The following is a 17287-nucleotide window of genomic DNA, read 5'->3' as shown; positions in this document are numbered from 1 at the left end:
CTGTTGTAAGGAAATAGCTTTAAGGTTATAGTATGGTAATAAAAAATGTAGTACATAGAAAGGGTAAGACATATGAGAATATTATTTGTTGGGGATGTAGTAGGATCTCCTGGTAGAGACATGATTCAACAGTACGTACCGGCATTAAAGAAGAAATATACACCGACAGTAACAATTATTAATGGAGAAAATGCTGCGGGTGGACGTGGAATTACGGAAAAAATATATCGAAACTTTTTAGAGTGCGGGGCACAAGCGGTTACGCTTGGAAACCACGCTTGGGATAACCGTGAAGTATTTGAATTTATCGATGATGCAAAATATCTTGCAAGACCAGCTAACTTCCCAGAAGGAACGCCGGGAAAAGGGCTTATCTTTGTAAATTGTAATGGAACAGAAGTTGCAGTTATTAACTTACAAGGACGTACTTTCCTTCCTCCAATTGATTGTCCATTCCGTAAAGTGGATGAGTTAATCAGTATTGCAAAAAAACGTACAAACATTATCTTTGTTGATTTTCATGCTGAAACAACAAGTGAGAAGCAGGCGTTAGGTTGGTATGTAGACGGTCGTGCTACAGCGGTAGTAGGTACACATACACACGTTCCTACAGCTGATAATCGTATTTTACCAAGCGGAACAGCTTATATTACAGATGTTGGTATGACAGGCCCATATGATGGGATTTTAGGTATGGATCGCGAAGCGGTATTGAAGAAGTTTTTAACGAACTTACCAGTGCGTTTTGAAGTGACGAATGGTAGAACACAATTAAGTGCAGTGTTAATTGATGTGGATCCTAATACAGGGAAAGCAAAGAAAATTGAGCGCATTTTAATTAATGATGACCAGCCATTTTTTGACTGATTTTTAACAAAAAGTTAGAGGATTCGTTATATTTTAATTTTTTAGAAAAATTACAGAAATTTAGCAGGAATACGTGCCATTCCTCGTGAATATAAGTTAAAGTGAAATAATTGCTATTACTTTTTATAGAAACGAGGAGGAAACGCGGAATGGAAATATTAAAAGTTAAAGCAACGTCGGTCCCTAATTCTGTAGCTGGTGCACTTGCAGGTGTTATTCGCGAACGCGGAACAGCAGAAATTCAAGCTATTGGTGCAGGTGCATTAAACCAAGCGGTAAAGGCAGTAGCAATTGCAAGAGGATTTGTAGCGCCTAGCGGTTTGGACTTGATTTGTATCCCAGCGTTTACAGATATTATGATTGATGGTGAAGAGCGTACAGCGATAAAATTAATTGTAGAACCTCGTTAAGTTGAAACAACCTGTTTGCATGTATGCAAACAGGTTGTTTTTGTAATGGAGGAATGAAAATGAAAATTTTTGATGCACATTGCGATGTACTCTTTCAGTTATGGAGTGCAAAGGGAAAAAAAGACTTTCAAAACGATTCACAATTACATATTACATTTGAACAATTAATGAAAAGAAAAGGAAGTATACAATGCTTTGCTATATATATACCAGAAACAGTAGCGTATGAAAAGCGTTTTGAAGTTGCGCTGCAAATGATAGATATTTTTCATAATGAAATTCTATCGCTACCAGGAATGAAGTTTATTCAGACAAAAAACGATATTAACATGCTAAAACAGGACGAGATTGGAGCATTATTAACATTAGAAGGATGCGAAGCAATTGGAAAAGAAGCGATGAAATTACGTTTGTTTTATCGCTTAGGTGTACGTTCCTTTGGATTGACATGGAACTATGCCAATCTGTTAGCTGATGGAGCGCTAGAGGCACGTGGAGCAGGTTTAACTACATTTGGTAGACAAGTTGTACAAGAACTTAATACGTTACATTTATGGACCGATGTGTCTCACTTAAATGAAAGAAGCTTTTGGGATGTTATTGAAATTGCTAAAAACCCAATTGCATCTCATTCAAACTGTTATCAACTTTGTGGGCATCCACGCAATTTAACCGATGAACAAATAAGAGCCCTTATAAAGAAAAATAGCATTATTGGTATTACTTTCGTACCGCAGTTTTTAACGAATGAAAGACAAGCGAATATAGCAGATATATTAAGGCATGTGGAATATATTTGTTCATTAGGTGGAGAAAAAAATATAGGATTCGGTTCTGATTTTGATGGGATTTTAGAAACTGTTGTAGGTGTAGAAGTATATAGGGATTATGAAAATATAATTAATCAACTGTGTAAAAAGTATAATGAATCAACTGTAGAGCGATTTTTGTATAAAAATTTTGTTGACTGTATAACGTTCTAAAAATTATATTTTAATAATTCGGAAGAGTTAAAATAAATTCACTTGAATTTATTGATTTTTTTAAGACCTAATACTAGAATGGTAAACGAAATAGCATTATACTAAAGATTCAGGGAAAACAGAAGAGGCATAATTTGCGTCCATTGTAGTTTATTTGCATAAAAAATGCTAAACTAATACTGTAAAAAAATACACTACAATGAATGCAGCCAAAAGGGGTGTAGGAGATGATTAGTCAACTTTCATGGAAAGTTGGAGGCCAACAAGGTGAAGGAATTGAAAGTACAGGGGAAATCTTCTGTATTGCATTAAACCGATTAGGATATTACCTATACGGTTACCGCCACTTCTCATCACGTATTAAAGGCGGCCATACAAATAATAAAATTCGTGTAAGTACAACAGAAGTACGCGCGATCTCAGATGATTTAGATATTTTAATTGCTTTTGATCAAGAAACAATTGATTTTAACTTCCACGAACTACGTCCGGGCGGAATTGTAGTTGCGGATGCGAAATTTAATCCGACAATACCTGATAATACAGATGTAAATCTATATGTGATACCGTTTACAGATATCGCTTCAGAATTAGGCACATCTTTAATGAAAAATATGGTTGCTGTTGGGGCATCTAGTGCGGTATTAGGATTAGACGAAACAGCTTATTTAGAGGTTGTTGAAGAAATCTTTGGTCGTAAAGGAGAGCAAGTCGTTCAAAAGAATATGGAAGCAATTAAACGCGGCTCTCAATACATGAAAGAATTGCTTGGTGAGAAAGTAAACATGATGCAGCTTGAAAAAGCTGACGGTAAGAAACGCATGTTTATGATTGGAAACGACGCAATCGCATTTGGTGCGGTAACTGGTGGCGCTCGCTTTATGTCTGCATATCCAATCACACCTGCATCTGAAATTATGGAATATTTAATTAAAAAGTTACCGAAAGTCGGCGGAACAGTAATCCAAACTGAGGATGAAATCGCAGCTTGTACAATGGCGATCGGTGCAAACTACGCTGGTGTTCGTACATTAACAGCATCTGCTGGTCCTGGTCTTTCTTTAATGATGGAAGCAATTGGTTTAGCAGGTATTACTGAAACACCGCTAGTTATCATTGATACACAACGCGGTGGTCCAAGTACAGGCTTACCAACAAAACAAGAGCAGTCTGACTTAATGGCTATGATTTACGGAACACATGGTGAAATTCCAAAAATCGTAATGGCGCCAAGTACAGTTGAAGAAGCTTTCTATGATATTGTAGAAGCGTTTAACTTAGCAGAAGAATATCAAGTGCCTGTTATTTTCTTAACAGATTTACAGCTTTCTTTAGGAAAGCAAACAGTAGAACCACTTAAGTTAGATAAAGTGGAAATTCGTCGTGGTAAGCTTGATTTAGAAGTAGAATTACCAGAACGTGAAAATAAAGCATACTTCAAGCGTTATGAAGTAACAGAAGATGGAATTTCACCACGTGTTTTACCTGGTATGAAAAATGGTATTCACCATGTTACAGGTGTAGAACATGATGAAACGGGTAAACCATCTGAATCAGCGTTAAATCGTAAAGATCAAATGGACAAACGTTTCCGTAAAATGGCGAATTTACAGTTTAATACCCCTATTTACAAAAATGCTAAGCATGATGACGCAGACGTATTGTTAGTAGGCTTTAACTCAACTCGTGGTGCGATCGAAGAGGCAATGCAGCGTTTAGAACAAGAAGGAATGAAAGTAAACCATGCCCATGTACGTTTAATTCATCCGTTCCCAACAGCTGAAATCGATCCACTTGTGAAAAAAGCGAAGCGTGTTGTAGTAGTAGAAAACAATGCAACTGGTCAGCTTGCTAACATTATGAAAATGAATCTTGGCAATGGCGAGAAAATTTCTAGTCTTTTAAAATACGATGGAAATCCATTCTTGCCGAAAGAGATTTACAACGAATGTAAAAAAGGGGTTGTATTAAATGGCAACATTTAAGGACTTTCGTAACAGTGTAAAACCAAACTGGTGCCCAGGTTGCGGAGACTTCTCGGTGCAGGCTGCGATTCAGCGTGCGGCAGCTAACGTTGGTTTAAATCCAGATGAGCTAGCTGTTATTTCTGGTATCGGCTGTTCCGGTCGTATTTCAGGGTATATTAATTCATATGGTTTGCATAGTATTCACGGACGTGCTCTTCCAATTGCACAAGGTGTGAAAATGGCAAATCGTGATTTAACAGTTATTGCATCCGGTGGTGACGGTGATGGTTTTGCGATTGGTATGGGACATACAATCCATTCTATTCGTCGTAACATTGATATTACGTACATCGTAATGGATAACCAAATTTACGGATTAACAAAAGGTCAAACTTCACCACGTAGTGAAGCTGGATTTAAAACGAAAAGTACACCACAAGGTTCAATTGAACCATCACTAAATGTTATGGAAATGGCTTTAACAGCTGGTGCGACATTTGTGGCGCAAAGCTTTTCAAGTGATTTAAAAGAATTAACGCAAATTATTGAAGCTGGTATTAACCATAAAGGCTTTTCATTAATTAATGTATTTAGTCCATGTGTTACTTATAATAAAGTAAATACTTATGATTGGTTTAAAGAGAATTTAACGAAACTAAGTACAGTAGAAGGATATGATCCATCTAACCGCATGATGGCTATGCAAACATTAATGGAAAAGAACGGGTTAGTAACAGGTTTAATTTATCAAAACACAAAGCAGCCTTCTTACCAAGAGCTTGTAAAAGACTATAGTGAAAAACCTTTAGTGCAAGCTGATTTGAATATGGATCAGAAAATGTTTGATGAGCTTGTTGCTGAATTTATGTAATGATCGGAGAGAAGGTTGCCGCTTGGTAACCTTCTTTTTGAGTGAATAAAAATAATTAATAGATTTGTTTACTTAGAAAATTCAGAATGATAAAATAATATATAAATCGTTGTATAAAAATAGCATGTTCATTAACTGTGAAATGAAATATAGGATAAGAAGCCTTCTTCGTTAAAGTTGGCTAAAGGCTCTATACTATGATAATGTGTATAGGGATAAAGCAATATACTTTTGGGTAGGACAAGATGAAATAAAAAAAAGGGAATGTCTATTTGTGTGGGGAAGACTTCATTCTTACGGATGATTAGATCGATTACTCAAGTTTCAAAGGGCAAGTTATCTCTCATGCTATCTAACATCATTGAGATGGGTCTAAGCGCATTAAAATGGACTACAGAGTGTGTGTATAGTTAAGGGTGAAAGGAGATTACCGATGAACGAGCAACAACGATTAGCAAGTCGACAAGCAAATTCCTCTACGAAAAAAGAAGAGAAAGATTATAGTAAATACTTTGAAAGTGTATACCAACCACCTTCCTTGAAATTGGCGAAAAAGCGTGGGAAAGAAGAAGTTAAAATTGAAAGAGATTTTGGCCTACCTGAAGAGTTTCGCAATTTTGGCGCAGGAAGAAAGTTTTACATTCGTACATATGGCTGTCAAATGAATGAGCATGATACAGAAGTAATGGCTGGGATTTTTACAACACTTGGATATGAGCCAACCTTTTCAACTGAAGAGGCAGATGTAATTTTATTAAATACTTGTGCAATTCGTGAAAATGCTGAAAATAAAGTGTTCGGTGAACTTGGTCATTTAAAATCATTAAAGCGAAGAAATCCGGATCTTATAATTGGTGTATGTGGTTGTATGTCTCAAGAGGAATCTGTTGTAAATAAAATTATGCAAAAAAATCAGCATGTAGATATGGTGTTTGGTACACACAATATTCATAGATTACCGTATATTCTAAAGGACGCAATGTTCTCAAAAGAGACGGTAGTTGAAGTTTGGTCAAAAGAAGGGGATGTAATTGAAAACCTTCCGAAAGTACGTCGTGGTGATATTAAAGCTTGGGTAAATATTATGTATGGCTGTGATAAGTTTTGTACATATTGTATTGTACCGTATACACGCGGAAAAGAGCGCAGCAGACGTCCAGAAGATATTATTAAAGAAATTCGCCATTTAGCTGCGAACGGTTATAAAGAAATTACGTTACTTGGACAAAACGTAAACGCATACGGTAAAGACTTTGAAGATATACAATATGGTCTTGGCGATTTAATGGATGAACTTCGTAAAATCGATATCGCGCGTATTCGTTTTACAACAAGTCATCCACGTGATTTTGACAATCATTTAATTGATGTTCTTGGAAAAGGTGGTAACCTAGTAGAACATATCCACTTACCGGTTCAATCTGGTAGTACAGATATGCTTAAAATTATGGCGCGTAAATATTCGCGAGAACACTATTTAGAGCTTGTACGAAAAATTAAAGAAACAATTCCGAATGCAGTGCTAACGACTGATATTATCGTTGGTTTCCCAAATGAAACGGATGAGCAGTTTGAAGAGACGATGTCGTTATATCGTGAAGTAGGATTTGATACGGCATTTACATTTATTTATTCTCCGCGTGAAGGTACACCAGCTGCAAAAATGCAAGATAATGTTCCGATGGAAGTGAAGAAAGAGCGATTACAACGCTTAAATACACTAGTGAATGAATATGCAGTTAATAAGAATAAGTGTTATATAGGTCAAATTGTAGAAGTATTAGTTGAGGGAGAAAGTAAGAATAATCCTGAAGTACTTGCGGGATATACACGTACGAATAAACTTGTAAACTTTGTTGCTTCAAAATCTTTAATTGGTCAGCTTGTGAAAGTAAAAATAACGGAAGCAAAAACTTGGTCTCTTAACGGGGAATTGGTTAAGGAGCCGATTGAGGTGAAATAATAGATGAAAGTATATACGAAAGATGAAATTGTTGAGCAAGCGAAAGAATTAGCAAAAATGATCTCTGAAACAGAAGAAGTCGATTTCTTTAAGCGAGCAGAAGCACAAATTCATAAAAATGAAAATGTAAAGCGAGCAATTGATGAAATAAAAGCTTTGCAAAAACAAGCAGTAAATTTGCAACATTATGGGAAATGGGAAGCTTTGAAAAAAGTAGAAGCTGAAATTGATGCACTTCAAGATAAGTTAGATAATATCCCAGTTGTACAGGAGTTTAAATCTTCACAAACATATGTAAATGACTTACTACAGCTAGTTGCTAGTACCATTTCTAACAATGTAACAGATGAAATATTAGTTTCAACTGGCGGCGATGTGTTGAAGGGCGAAACTGGTGCAGCAGTAGAAAGTAAAAAAGGAAATTGTGGTTGTTAAAGAGATGTCTTATTGACATCTCTTTTTTTTAGTGGGTTATATCGGAAATTCTTCTCAAAAAAAAGAATGACACATTCCGCTATTGTCACGCATATGATTAAGTGAATAGTGATTGAGGAGGGTTACGAATGTCCGAATTTAGAGAGATTATTACAAAAGCAGTGGTTGGAAAAGGACGTAAGTATACAAAGTCAACGCATACATGTGAATCGAATAATGAGCCAACAAGTATTTTAGGGTGCTGGGTAATTAACCATTCGTACGAAGCGAGAAAGAATGGAAAACATGTGGAAATTGAAGGTTTCTATGATGTAAACACTTGGTATTCATTTGATGGAAACACAAAGACTGAAGTTGTAACAGAACGTGTTAACTACAATGATGAAGTAAGTATTGGGTATCGTGATAAAAACTTCTCTGGTGACGATTTAGAAATTATCGCTCGTGTAATTCAGCCGCCAAATTGTTTAGAAGCTCTTGTATCGCCAAATGGTAATAAAATTGTTGTGACGGTAGAACGTGAATTTGTAACAGAAGTAGTTGGGGAAACGAAAATTTGTGTAAGTGTAAATCCTGAAGGTTGCGTAGAATCAGACGAGGATTTCCAAGTCGATGATGATGAGTTTGAAGAATTAGATCCGAACTTTATCGTCGATGCAGAAGAAGAGTAAGAGAAAGCTAGGGAGAAGTTCTTCCTAGCTTTTTACAGTACATAAGTGGTTCTGCATGAACATGATTCCTTATGAAATGTGCTATAATGAGGAGAGACTCCTGGAATAGGAGATATGGATGTCCGTGAAGTGTGACATATATGAATATAGATTATTATGTAAGAATTATGGAGGAAAGACATGACGCAATATACGCCTATGATACAGCAATACTTAAAGGTTAAGGCAGACTATCAAGATGCCTTTTTATTTTTCCGATTAGGTGATTTTTATGAAATGTTCTTTGAAGATGCGGTTAAAGCAGCTCATGAACTTGAAATTACATTAACGAGCCGAGATGGTGGTAGTAGTGAACGTATACCGATGTGTGGTGTACCGCATCATGCAGCTAAAAATTATATTGAACAACTTGTTGAAAAAGGATATAAAGTAGCTGTTTGTGAGCAAGTGGAAGACCCAAAAACAGCTAAAGGTGTAGTACGTCGTGAAGTAGTACAACTAATTACGCCAGGAACGATGATGGAAGGGCGTACAATAGACGAGAAGGAGAATAACTTCTTAGCAGCATTAACACATTTCGAAGATGGATCTTATGCGCTAGCTTGTAATGACTTAACGACTGGACAAAATACAGTGACGTTATTAACTGGTTCAGTAGAAGATATTTTATTAGAAGTGTATGCGACTGGTTCAAAAGAAATTGTTGTAGATTCTACATTTTCAAAAGATGAATTAAATAAGTTAACTGAAACATTAAAAATGACGATTTCGTATGAAGATGCAACAACTATTCCAGAAGGATTAGAACATCTTGTGAAAAGTGTTTCCCAAGCAAAATTAATTAAAGCAATTGGACGCTTATTTAACTATGTGATAAGAACACAAAAACGTTCGTTAGATCACTTGCAACCAGTAGAAATTTATTACACGAATCAATTTATGAAAATTGATGTGCATTCAAAACGTAATTTAGAGTTAACAGAGACTCTTCGCACGAAGGAAAAGACAGGCTCATTATTATGGCTATTAGACAAAACAAAAACGGCTATGGGTGGGCGTATGTTAAAACAGTGGATGGAACGTCCGCTTATCCAGAAAGAAAAAGTTGAAGAGCGTTTAGAAATGGTTGAAACGTTTGTAAATGATTACTTCTTACGTGAAGATTTAAAAGAAAAGTTAAAAGAAGTATATGATTTAGAGCGTTTAGCAGGGAAAGTTGCATTTGGTAATGTAAATGCACGGGACTTATTACAATTAAGACGTTCTTTACTGCAAGTACCAGCTATTTTAGAAGCGATTAGTCTTTTAGATAATGCTTATGCAGCAAGGTTAATTCAAGGTGCAGATCCATGTGAGAGCTTAACTGAATTACTAGGAAGAAGTATTCAAGAAAACCCACCGCTTTCTATTAAAGATGGAGATATTATTAAAGATGGCTATAATGATAAGCTTGATCAATATCGTTACGTTAGTAAAAACGGAAAAACGTGGATTGCTGAGCTTGAAAAACGAGAGCGTGATATTACAGGGGTTAAATCATTAAAAATTGGGTACAACCGTATTTTCGGCTACTATATTGAAGTGACGAAGGCTAATCTTGCAGCACTTCCAGAAGGGCGCTATGAGCGTAAACAAACACTTGCAAATGCAGAGCGTTTCATAACAGATGAGCTAAAAGAAAAAGAAACATTAATCTTAGAAGCAGAAGAGAAAATTGTACAATTAGAATACGATTTATTTACAGCACTTCGCGAAGAAGTAAAAGTATTCATTCCGAAATTACAGCATTTAGCGAAAGTAATTAGTGAACTAGACGTACTGCAAAGCTTTGCGACAGTTAGTGAAGAAGAGCAGTTTGTAAAACCTGTTTTAACAAATAAGCGCGAAATCTTTATTAAAGATGGTCGTCATCCTGTCGTTGAAAAAGTATTGAACGGGAAATTGTATGTACCGAATGATTGTATTATGCCGGAGAAGATGGATGTCTTTTTAATTACAGGACCGAACATGTCTGGTAAAAGTACGTATATGAGACAATTAGCACTTGTTACTGTTATGTCACAAATTGGTTGTTTTGTACCAGCGACAGAAGCAGTATTACCAGTCTTCGATCAAATCTTTACGAGAATTGGTGCAGCGGATGATTTAATCTCAGGTCAAAGTACATTTATGGTTGAAATGTTAGAAGCGAAAAATGCAATTGCAAATGCATCAGAGAGAAGTTTAATTTTATTCGATGAAATTGGACGCGGTACATCCACGTATGATGGTATGGCACTTGCGCAAGCAATCATTGAACATATTCATGACCAAATTGGTGCGAAAACATTATTCTCTACACATTATCATGAATTAACAGTGTTAGAAGAAAGTTTAGACCAACTAAAGAATGTACATGTTTCAGCAATTGAAGAGAATGGAAAAGTAGTTTTCCTTCATAAAATTCAAGATGGAGCGGCTGATAAAAGTTACGGAATTCACGTTGCTCAACTTGCCGAGCTTCCAGAGAGCTTAATCGCTCGCGCGAAAGAAGTGTTAGCACAACTAGAAGGACAGGAAGAAATTGTTATTCCGAAACGAGTAGAAGTGAAAGTGCCAGAAGTCGCTCCAGAACCAGTTGTTGTAAAAGAAGAACCAGCAGAAATACAAGAAAAGAAAGAAGAGACTGAAGAAGATTCACAACTATCTTTCTTTGGAGGAGAACAGTCTTCGAAAAATCAAGACAAGCCTGTGCTAAATCCAAAAGAAACGGCAGTACTTGCACAAATTAAAAAGATTGATTTACTCGATATGACGCCTTTAGAAGCGATGAATGAACTGTATCGTTTACAGAAAAAGTTAAAGAAAGGATGAGTAAGTAGATGGGGAAAATTCGCAAACTCGATGATCAACTCTCTAACTTAATTGCGGCAGGGGAAGTAGTAGAGCGCCCGGCCTCAGTTGTAAAAGAACTCGTGGAAAATTCCATCGATGCGAATAGTACATCTATTGAAATCCACTTAGAAGAAGCTGGATTATCGAAGATTCGCATCATCGATAATGGAGATGGTATTGCTGAAGAAGATTGTATCGTTGCATTTGAACGACACGCAACGAGTAAAATTAAAGATGAAAATGATTTATTTCGTATAAGAACGCTCGGTTTCCGCGGAGAGGCCCTGCCGAGTATTGCCTCAGTGAGTGAATTAGAATTAATTACGAGCACAGGTGATGCGCCTGGTACACACCTTAGTATTAAAGGTGGAGACATTATAAAACAAGAGAAAACGGCAAGCCGAAAAGGAACAGATATTACTGTACAAAACTTATTTTTTAATACACCAGCGCGTCTTAAATATATGAAAACTATTCATACAGAGCTTGGGAACATTACAGATATCGTGTATCGTATTGCAATGTCTCATCCAGAAGTATCGTTAAAACTGTTTCATAATGAAAAGAAATTGCTTCATACATCAGGGAATGGTGATGTAAGACAAGTACTTGCATCGATTTACAGCATTCAAGTTGCGAAGAAGCTTATTCCGATTGAAGCTGAATCTCTAGACTTTACAATTAAAGGATATGTAACATTACCAGAAGTAACGAGAGCGTCGCGTAACTATATGTCAACGATTGTAAATGGCCGTTACGTTCGAAATTTCGTATTAATGAAAGCCATTCAGCAAGGATATCATACGTTATTGCCAATCGGACGATACCCAATCGGCTTCTTATCAATTGAAATGGATCCAATGCTTGTTGATGTCAACGTACATCCAGCAAAATTAGAAGTACGCTTTAGTAAAGAACAAGAATTGCTAAAGCTTATCGAAGAAACATTGCAAGCTGCATTCAAAAAAATACAACTCATTCCAGATGCTGGTGTAACAACGAGGAAAAAAGAAAAAGATGAAAGTGTGCAAGAACAGTTCAAGTTTGAGCATACAAAACCGAGAGAATCATCTATGCCTAACATCGTTTTACCAACAGGAATGGATGAGAAACAAGAAGAAACAACGACTGTAAAACAACCAGCACAACTGTGGCAACCGCCGAAGCAAGAATGGCAACCACCACAGTCACTAGTAAGAGAAGAGCAAAGCTGGCAGCCATCCTCTAAGCCGGTAATAGAACAAACGGTTCGAGAGGAAAAGGAATGGACTAGCAACGATGACGATTTTGAATTAGAGGAATTGGAAGAAGAAGTTCACGAAATAAAAGAGATTGAAATGAACGGTAACGCTTTACCACCACTTTATCCAATTGGACAGATGCACGGAACATATATTTTCGCTCAAAATGATAACGGGCTATATATGATTGATCAGCATGCTGCGCAGGAGCGCATCAATTATGAATATTTCCGTGATAAAGTGGGACGAGTTACGCAAGAAGTACAAGAATTACTTGTACCGTACCGCATAGATTTATCTCTTACCGAATTTTTACGTGTCGAAGAGCAGTTAGAAGAACTAAAAAAAGTCGGACTATTTTTAGAGCAGTTTGGCCATCAATCCTTTATCGTTCGTTCGCATCCAACGTGGTTCCCGAAAGGACAAGAAACAGAAATCATTGATGAGATGATGGAGCAAGTCGTCAAACTAAAAAAAGTTGATATTAAAAAATTACGTGAAGAAGCAGCTATTATGATGAGCTGTAAAGCATCGATTAAAGCAAATCAATATTTAACGAACGATCAAATATTCGCTTTACTTGAAGAACTTCGTACAACAACAAACCCATATACATGTCCGCATGGAAGACCGATTCTGGTGCATCATTCTACTTATGAGTTGGAGAAGATGTTTAAGAGGGTTATGTAGGGGAAATTGCTTTCTTCTAAAATGTTTTGGATTTAATAAAGATAAAGTTAGATTGCAAAGGGAGCAACCGTAATTAGTTGCTCTCTTTTTTATGTAGATTTGTCATTGTTCAATGAGTGTGAAGCAGTTTAGTTTTGAAATAAGAATTGGAAAGAGTATTTAAGAGCTTATAACGGTATTTTGTTTTTTAGTATGTATTCATTTTGAAGGAATTACTTTTTTGGCTATGGTTACTTTATCCTGTTATCAAATCCTACTAAGAATGAAAAAAGCGTGCTATATCAGCACTTTTAAAAAGGAAAGTTTTCTAGTAAACTCTCCTTTTTAAAGGGTGTGTGAGCTGAAAAATCAAGATTTAGACACTACTTAAAACGTAACTGTGCATGGTCACAATGATGCTCTATAGAATTATTTATTTTTGTTATTATTAATTTTTTCAGTATATAGAACTTTTTCTTTGTAATGTTTTGTTATTGGGAAATTATGTGTACCTGTACCGTTTTTGTATTGTTTATAAACTGGATTTTTTATGGGGATTGTTGTAGTTTCGGTAAATTCATATGGGTAATTTATTTTAGATTTATCTTCAAACATGAGAATGCCTCCTTTTTAGGATTTCCTAAGTTCTTTACTATAACATGATATGCATATATATTTTTTTGGACTAGTTATTTATAAATATTAATGGAATTTAATTACATAACTATTGTTGTTTTTTTTAAGTTATCGTGATATATCTGAAATTCTGAAGGAAGGTAGCATCTCGGTTCAGCCAACAACCATTATGCGATGGGTTCATGGAGGGGAAAAACTTATCTATCAAATTTGGAAGAAGAAAAACAAAAGAGCAGAACTATATTGGGAAATGGTGCTATTTATATTGAGCAATTGATAAAAAGGGGATAGACGCTGGATATTCAACTTCGTAGGAAATGGGAGTTCTGGTTATCCAGAACTCCCATTTCCTACGAAGTATTTATCGGTGACCAATCCCAATATATTGTAAACCGTGTTTTACTATTTCATTTTGTTTAATACAATTGCGGCCATCAACGATTTTGCATCCGCGCATTAATCTTTTTACTTGTTGCCAATCAAGTGTTTTAAATTCGTCCCATTCTGTGGCAATAATTATACAATCCGAATTTGTAATAGAAGGTTCCAATTCAGTATGTTGTGTAACTTGTTTTTTCATATGAGAAGGGAGAAGGGCTATTGGGTCATAGGCGTGAATTTCGTAACCGAGCGGAATTAATTTTTCAATAAGTGTTACAGAGAGAGAGTAGCGTGTATCATCTGTATTTGGTTTAAAGGAAATCCCTAAAATTGTTAATCTGTTTGAAGAAGGATTTTTTAAATTGTTTTTGATTTTTTCAATATAGAGATCTACTTGTGTCGAATTGATAGATTGTACAGCTTGTAAAATAGGGACTGGTACTTGTTTACTATTTGCTGTGTAAATTAATGAATTCAAATCTTTTGGAAAACAGGATCCTCCATAACCAAGTCCTGCTTGAAGAAAATGGGGATTGATTCGAAAGTCATACCCAACTCCTTTTGCTACTTCAGTAATATCAATGTGATAAGCGTCACAAATTCTAGCAATTTCATTTATAAAAGATATTTTCGTAGCCAAAAACGCATTAGATGCATATTTAATCATTTCCGCCTCATTTAAACTTGTAGGAAAGAACGGTGCTTGAATACCTTTATATAGTGCTTGCATAATTTCTAGTGACTTTGTGTCATCTTTTTGTATGCCCACGACTGTTCTATCTGGAAAGAGCATGTCATGAACAGCAGAGCCTTCACGAAGAAACTCTGGATTAGAAACGATATTAAAAAGTGAGGATTCTACACCTTTTTTTATAAGCATTTCCCGCATGAGTTGATTGGTACCTGGTGGAACCGTACTTTTCGTGATAATGGTTTTATATGATTTTATAGTTTGAGCTAACATATCGATAACAGAGTAAATATATGTTAAATCTGTTTTTCCATTAGACATGGAAGGAGTTCCTACAGCAATAAGAATAACTGGTGTTTGTTGAATAACTTGATCAACATCACTACGGAATTGTAACCGTTTTTGATGTTTGTGCATAAGTTCTGTTAAACCTGGTTCATAGATAGGATACTCTCCTTTTTGGAGAGCGTTAATTTTATTTTGATCTTTATCAACACAGATAACATGATGTCCTAAATCGGCTAATACTACTGCTGATGTTAGTCCAACATAGCCAGAGCCTATAATACATATATTCATAAAATGATCACCCTTCTGAAATTAGTGCTAGTTTTTAGTTTAATATTGGTGGATAAGTTCAATTGGTGACATATGAAAAGATCTACTCGTACCAGAAATGAGAAGAGATGATTAGGTAAAAGCTTTTTGATTTAGCGAATATTTGATAGTTTGTACGTAGTCCTAGCAATACTCCTGTGTAATCTTCTGGATACATATCTCCACTATATTGTTCACAGGAAAAGATAGGTGGAATAGTCCAATCGCCTATATTAATCACATCAAATCCTCTCACAACAGAATACGGAATATTCTCTGTTTCATCACATTTTCCTACAGAAGAGGTTATACAAAATCGCCCTTTACAACGATAAGATTTTTTTCGAACTTGATGACAACCTTCACATCCAAACAATTTAAATTCATCTTTAAGGTATCCAAATCGTATGAATTTTAAAATTCATTCCAAAGAGATTTACTGAATTTTTATACCATATTTGATTATAAATTGTTCCTAATGATTATGTCTATTAAAGAAAATACGTTTCAGTATATTTGGTTCCATAACTAAAAATTATCATAACCAGAACGGTTATGGTAGTTCCAGATTTTGTACGATGTCCCATGCATAGCAGGGGTTTTTAAGTCAAAATCCAAACAAAAAACCTATATTTTCGTGGTTTAATAAAAAGGATCAGATGCCTTTTTATTAAGCTTTCTTAAATTGGTCGAAATTACCATGTGTAAATGTGACAACTTATGCAATGTTTATGTTGACATATATGGTAAGCGCTTTTATAATCAATTTGACAATAATGAAAATCACTATCACTTAGGGGTAGCAGGGGGAAGTAATTCATGACATTCAAGTTAAAAGTATTATCTGCAGCTGCGGTAACATCTCTTCTTTTTACGGGTTGTGCAAAAGAGGAAACAAAAGCATCGGAAGCACAAAATAAAAAGACAGAACAGACAGTGAAAAAAGAAGAAACAAAACAACAAGAAGCTGACTTTGTACAAGCTTACAAAGATGGGATAGCTGAACTTGAAAAAGCGAAAGATGGCAAAGAGGTTGACTTCGATAAAGTAACAAAGCTATATAAAGAAAAATTACAATCACTTGTTCAAAAGCGTGACGGTGAATTCAGTGAACAAATCGACCAAACAATTACAGCTGCATTAGAAGCAGGAAAAAAGAAAGAAATGGAACCAATGGTTGTAAAGCAACTATTTGATAAATTAATGCAAAAAGAGTTTTTCCAATCGATGCGCCATGATTTTAAAGAAATTGATACAAACTGGGGCAAAAAAGATGTTGTGAAAAAAGAAATGGATGAAGCACTTGCGTTTTATAAGGGCGTAGAAGGTACAGTTGGAAAACGCGATACAGCATATGGTACACAAATGGCTTCTCAAATTAAAGGCGGCTTTGATGAAATGCAAGCAGCCATTGATAAAGACGACAAACTTGCATTTGCACTTGGTAAGCAAGTTGTAGATAAAACGATAATGAAAACATTCTACCTAGCGACAGGTGGAGTTCCACATGGCTATGCTACAAAAATGGTAGAAGCAGCAAAAACTGATGAGAAGACAGCGAAAATTGAACAAGCAGAAGGATGGGCATTTTATCAAGCGATCTATCCGTATATAAAAAAAGCAGCTCCTGAAGATGCGGACTTTATCTTAAAGCAGTTTGATTTAAAAACTGATATAAAAACAGTTGATGCAAAAGCAGTTAATCAAGCGTTTGTACGTGGATTCTCAAAAGTTGCATTAGGTGAGTATAAAGAAAGTCAAGAGAACTTTGGAAAAGATAAAGGCCCTATTACAGCATTAGAAGGCGCGTTGTTCATTAATATCATTGAAAGTGATTTAAAAGCAGTACTTGGCGAACAGCAAACAGTAGAGTTAACAAAAACAGCACAGTCTTATTTAGAAGCAGTAAAAGCGAAGAAGAAAGAAGATGCTGATAAATTGTTACCACAACTTGAGGGTGCGTTAAATAAAGCTGTTGAAGCAGCGAAATAATCTGCTCATACGTATGCCTTTTTGAAGAAACCTTGTCTT

General features: G+C 35.7%; 14 protein-coding genes and 1 pseudogene. 12 read left to right on the top strand and 3 right to left on the bottom strand.

What is annotated here, in order from left to right; all coding sequences use genetic code 11:
• Positions 1-72 precede the first annotated feature (72 nt).
• The 10 genes from MKX37_RS18405 to mutL all read left to right on the top strand — a co-directional run bounded on the left by MKX37_RS18405 (position 73) and on the right by mutL (position 12972).
• Positions 73-867 carry a TIGR00282 family metallophosphoesterase gene (locus tag MKX37_RS18405; protein ID WP_002014601.1) on the top strand — a complete coding sequence of 265 codons (795 nt, stop codon included), beginning with the start codon at positions 73-75 and terminating at the stop codon, positions 865-867.
• Positions 868-1016: 149 nt separating this feature from the next.
• Positions 1017-1277, top strand: a complete 261-nt coding sequence (gene spoVS / locus MKX37_RS18400) for a stage V sporulation protein SpoVS (RefSeq protein ID WP_000404341.1) — start codon at positions 1017-1019, stop codon at positions 1275-1277.
• Between the two features lie 59 nt (positions 1278-1336).
• Positions 1337-2260, top strand: a complete 924-nt coding sequence (locus MKX37_RS18395) for a dipeptidase (protein ID WP_002128703.1) — start codon at positions 1337-1339, stop codon at positions 2258-2260.
• 227 nt (positions 2261-2487) lie between these two features.
• Positions 2488-4245 (top strand): 2-oxoacid:acceptor oxidoreductase subunit alpha, encoded by a 1758-nt coding sequence (locus MKX37_RS18390; protein ID WP_002014603.1) that lies wholly within the window; start codon positions 2488-2490, stop codon positions 4243-4245.
• On the top strand, positions 4232-5098 hold the full coding sequence (locus tag MKX37_RS18385; protein ID WP_002088040.1) for a 2-oxoacid:ferredoxin oxidoreductase subunit beta: 867 nt from the start codon (positions 4232-4234) through the stop codon (positions 5096-5098). The genes MKX37_RS18390 and MKX37_RS18385 overlap by 14 nt, the downstream gene beginning before the upstream one ends.
• Before the next feature lie 433 nt (positions 5099-5531).
• Positions 5532-7061 (top strand): tRNA (N6-isopentenyl adenosine(37)-C2)-methylthiotransferase MiaB, encoded by a 1530-nt coding sequence (gene miaB / locus MKX37_RS18380; RefSeq protein ID WP_002128700.1) that lies wholly within the window; start codon positions 5532-5534, stop codon positions 7059-7061.
• Positions 7062-7064: 3 nt separating this feature from the next.
• Entirely contained in the window at positions 7065-7496 is a 432-nt protein-coding gene (locus MKX37_RS18375) for a RicAFT regulatory complex protein RicA family protein (protein ID WP_002033698.1), read from the top strand.
• Positions 7497-7624: 128 nt separating this feature from the next.
• The gene (gene cotE, locus MKX37_RS18370; RefSeq protein ID WP_002014610.1) at positions 7625-8167 is read left to right on the top strand and encodes an outer spore coat protein CotE; all 543 of its coding nucleotides are present in this window, start codon (positions 7625-7627) and stop codon (positions 8165-8167) included.
• 180 nt (positions 8168-8347) lie between these two features.
• On the top strand, positions 8348-11020 hold the full coding sequence (gene mutS / locus MKX37_RS18365) for a DNA mismatch repair protein MutS (RefSeq protein WP_002128699.1): 2673 nt from the start codon (positions 8348-8350) through the stop codon (positions 11018-11020).
• A gap of 8 nt (positions 11021-11028) precedes the next feature.
• Positions 11029-12972 carry a DNA mismatch repair endonuclease MutL gene (gene mutL / locus MKX37_RS18360; protein WP_078421712.1) on the top strand — a complete coding sequence of 648 codons (1944 nt, stop codon included), beginning with the start codon at positions 11029-11031 and terminating at the stop codon, positions 12970-12972.
• A 408-nt stretch (positions 12973-13380) separates the two neighbouring features.
• Here the strand turns inward: mutL and MKX37_RS18355 are convergent, their stop codons facing one another.
• Positions 13381-13566, bottom strand: coding sequence for a hypothetical protein (locus MKX37_RS18355; protein WP_002111324.1), 186 nt, complete (start codon positions 13564-13566; stop codon positions 13381-13383).
• A 118-nt stretch (positions 13567-13684) separates the two neighbouring features.
• Here MKX37_RS18355 and MKX37_RS18350 point away from each other — a divergent pair.
• Positions 13685-13853: pseudogene (locus MKX37_RS18350) on the top strand (IS6 family transposase); the annotation flags it as partial.
• A gap of 95 nt (positions 13854-13948) precedes the next feature.
• Here MKX37_RS18350 and MKX37_RS18345 read toward each other — a convergent pair.
• Entirely contained in the window at positions 13949-15238 is a 1290-nt protein-coding gene (locus MKX37_RS18345; protein WP_078421711.1) for a UDP-glucose dehydrogenase family protein, read from the bottom strand.
• Between the two features lie 82 nt (positions 15239-15320).
• Positions 15321-15632, bottom strand: coding sequence for a hypothetical protein (locus tag MKX37_RS18340; RefSeq protein ID WP_033731180.1), 312 nt, complete (start codon positions 15630-15632; stop codon positions 15321-15323).
• Positions 15633-16075: 443 nt separating this feature from the next.
• On the opposite strand from MKX37_RS18340, the gene MKX37_RS18335 reads away from it, so the two are divergent.
• Positions 16076-17248 carry a hypothetical protein gene (locus MKX37_RS18335; RefSeq protein WP_033731179.1) on the top strand — a complete coding sequence of 391 codons (1173 nt, stop codon included), beginning with the start codon at positions 16076-16078 and terminating at the stop codon, positions 17246-17248.
• The last annotated feature ends 39 nt before the right edge of the window (positions 17249-17287 follow it).

The organism is Bacillus sp. FSL R5-0709, assembly GCF_038004785.1.
GTDB lineage: Bacteria > Bacillota > Bacilli > Bacillales > Bacillaceae_G > Bacillus_A > Bacillus_A mycoides.
This window is presented reverse-complemented; position numbering and strand designations above follow the sequence as displayed.

Bases quoted from the DNA above. Each gene is read 5' to 3' on its own strand.
- mutS (WP_002128699.1), top strand. From the start codon at position 8,348: ATGACGCAATATACGCCTATGATACAGCAATACTTAAAGGTTAAGGCA.
- mutL (WP_078421712.1), top strand. From the start codon at position 11,029: ATGGGGAAAATTCGCAAACTCGATGATCAACTCTCTAACTTAATTGCG.
- MKX37_RS18375 (WP_002033698.1), top strand. From the start codon at position 7,065: ATGAAAGTATATACGAAAGATGAAATTGTTGAGCAAGCGAAAGAATTA.
- spoVS (WP_000404341.1), top strand. From the start codon at position 1,017: ATGGAAATATTAAAAGTTAAAGCAACGTCGGTCCCTAATTCTGTAGCT.
- MKX37_RS18405 (WP_002014601.1), top strand. From the start codon at position 73: ATGAGAATATTATTTGTTGGGGATGTAGTAGGATCTCCTGGTAGAGAC.
- MKX37_RS18355 (WP_002111324.1), bottom strand. From the start codon at position 13,566: ATGTTTGAAGATAAATCTAAAATAAATTACCCATATGAATTTACCGAA.
- cotE (WP_002014610.1), top strand. From the start codon at position 7,625: ATGTCCGAATTTAGAGAGATTATTACAAAAGCAGTGGTTGGAAAAGGA.
- MKX37_RS18335 (WP_033731179.1), top strand. From the start codon at position 16,076: ATGACATTCAAGTTAAAAGTATTATCTGCAGCTGCGGTAACATCTCTT.
- MKX37_RS18390 (WP_002014603.1), top strand. From the start codon at position 2,488: ATGATTAGTCAACTTTCATGGAAAGTTGGAGGCCAACAAGGTGAAGGA.
- MKX37_RS18345 (WP_078421711.1), bottom strand. From the start codon at position 15,238: ATGAATATATGTATTATAGGCTCTGGCTATGTTGGACTAACATCAGCA.
- MKX37_RS18385 (WP_002088040.1), top strand. From the start codon at position 4,232: ATGGCAACATTTAAGGACTTTCGTAACAGTGTAAAACCAAACTGGTGC.
- miaB (WP_002128700.1), top strand. From the start codon at position 5,532: ATGAACGAGCAACAACGATTAGCAAGTCGACAAGCAAATTCCTCTACG.
- MKX37_RS18395 (WP_002128703.1), top strand. From the start codon at position 1,337: ATGAAAATTTTTGATGCACATTGCGATGTACTCTTTCAGTTATGGAGT.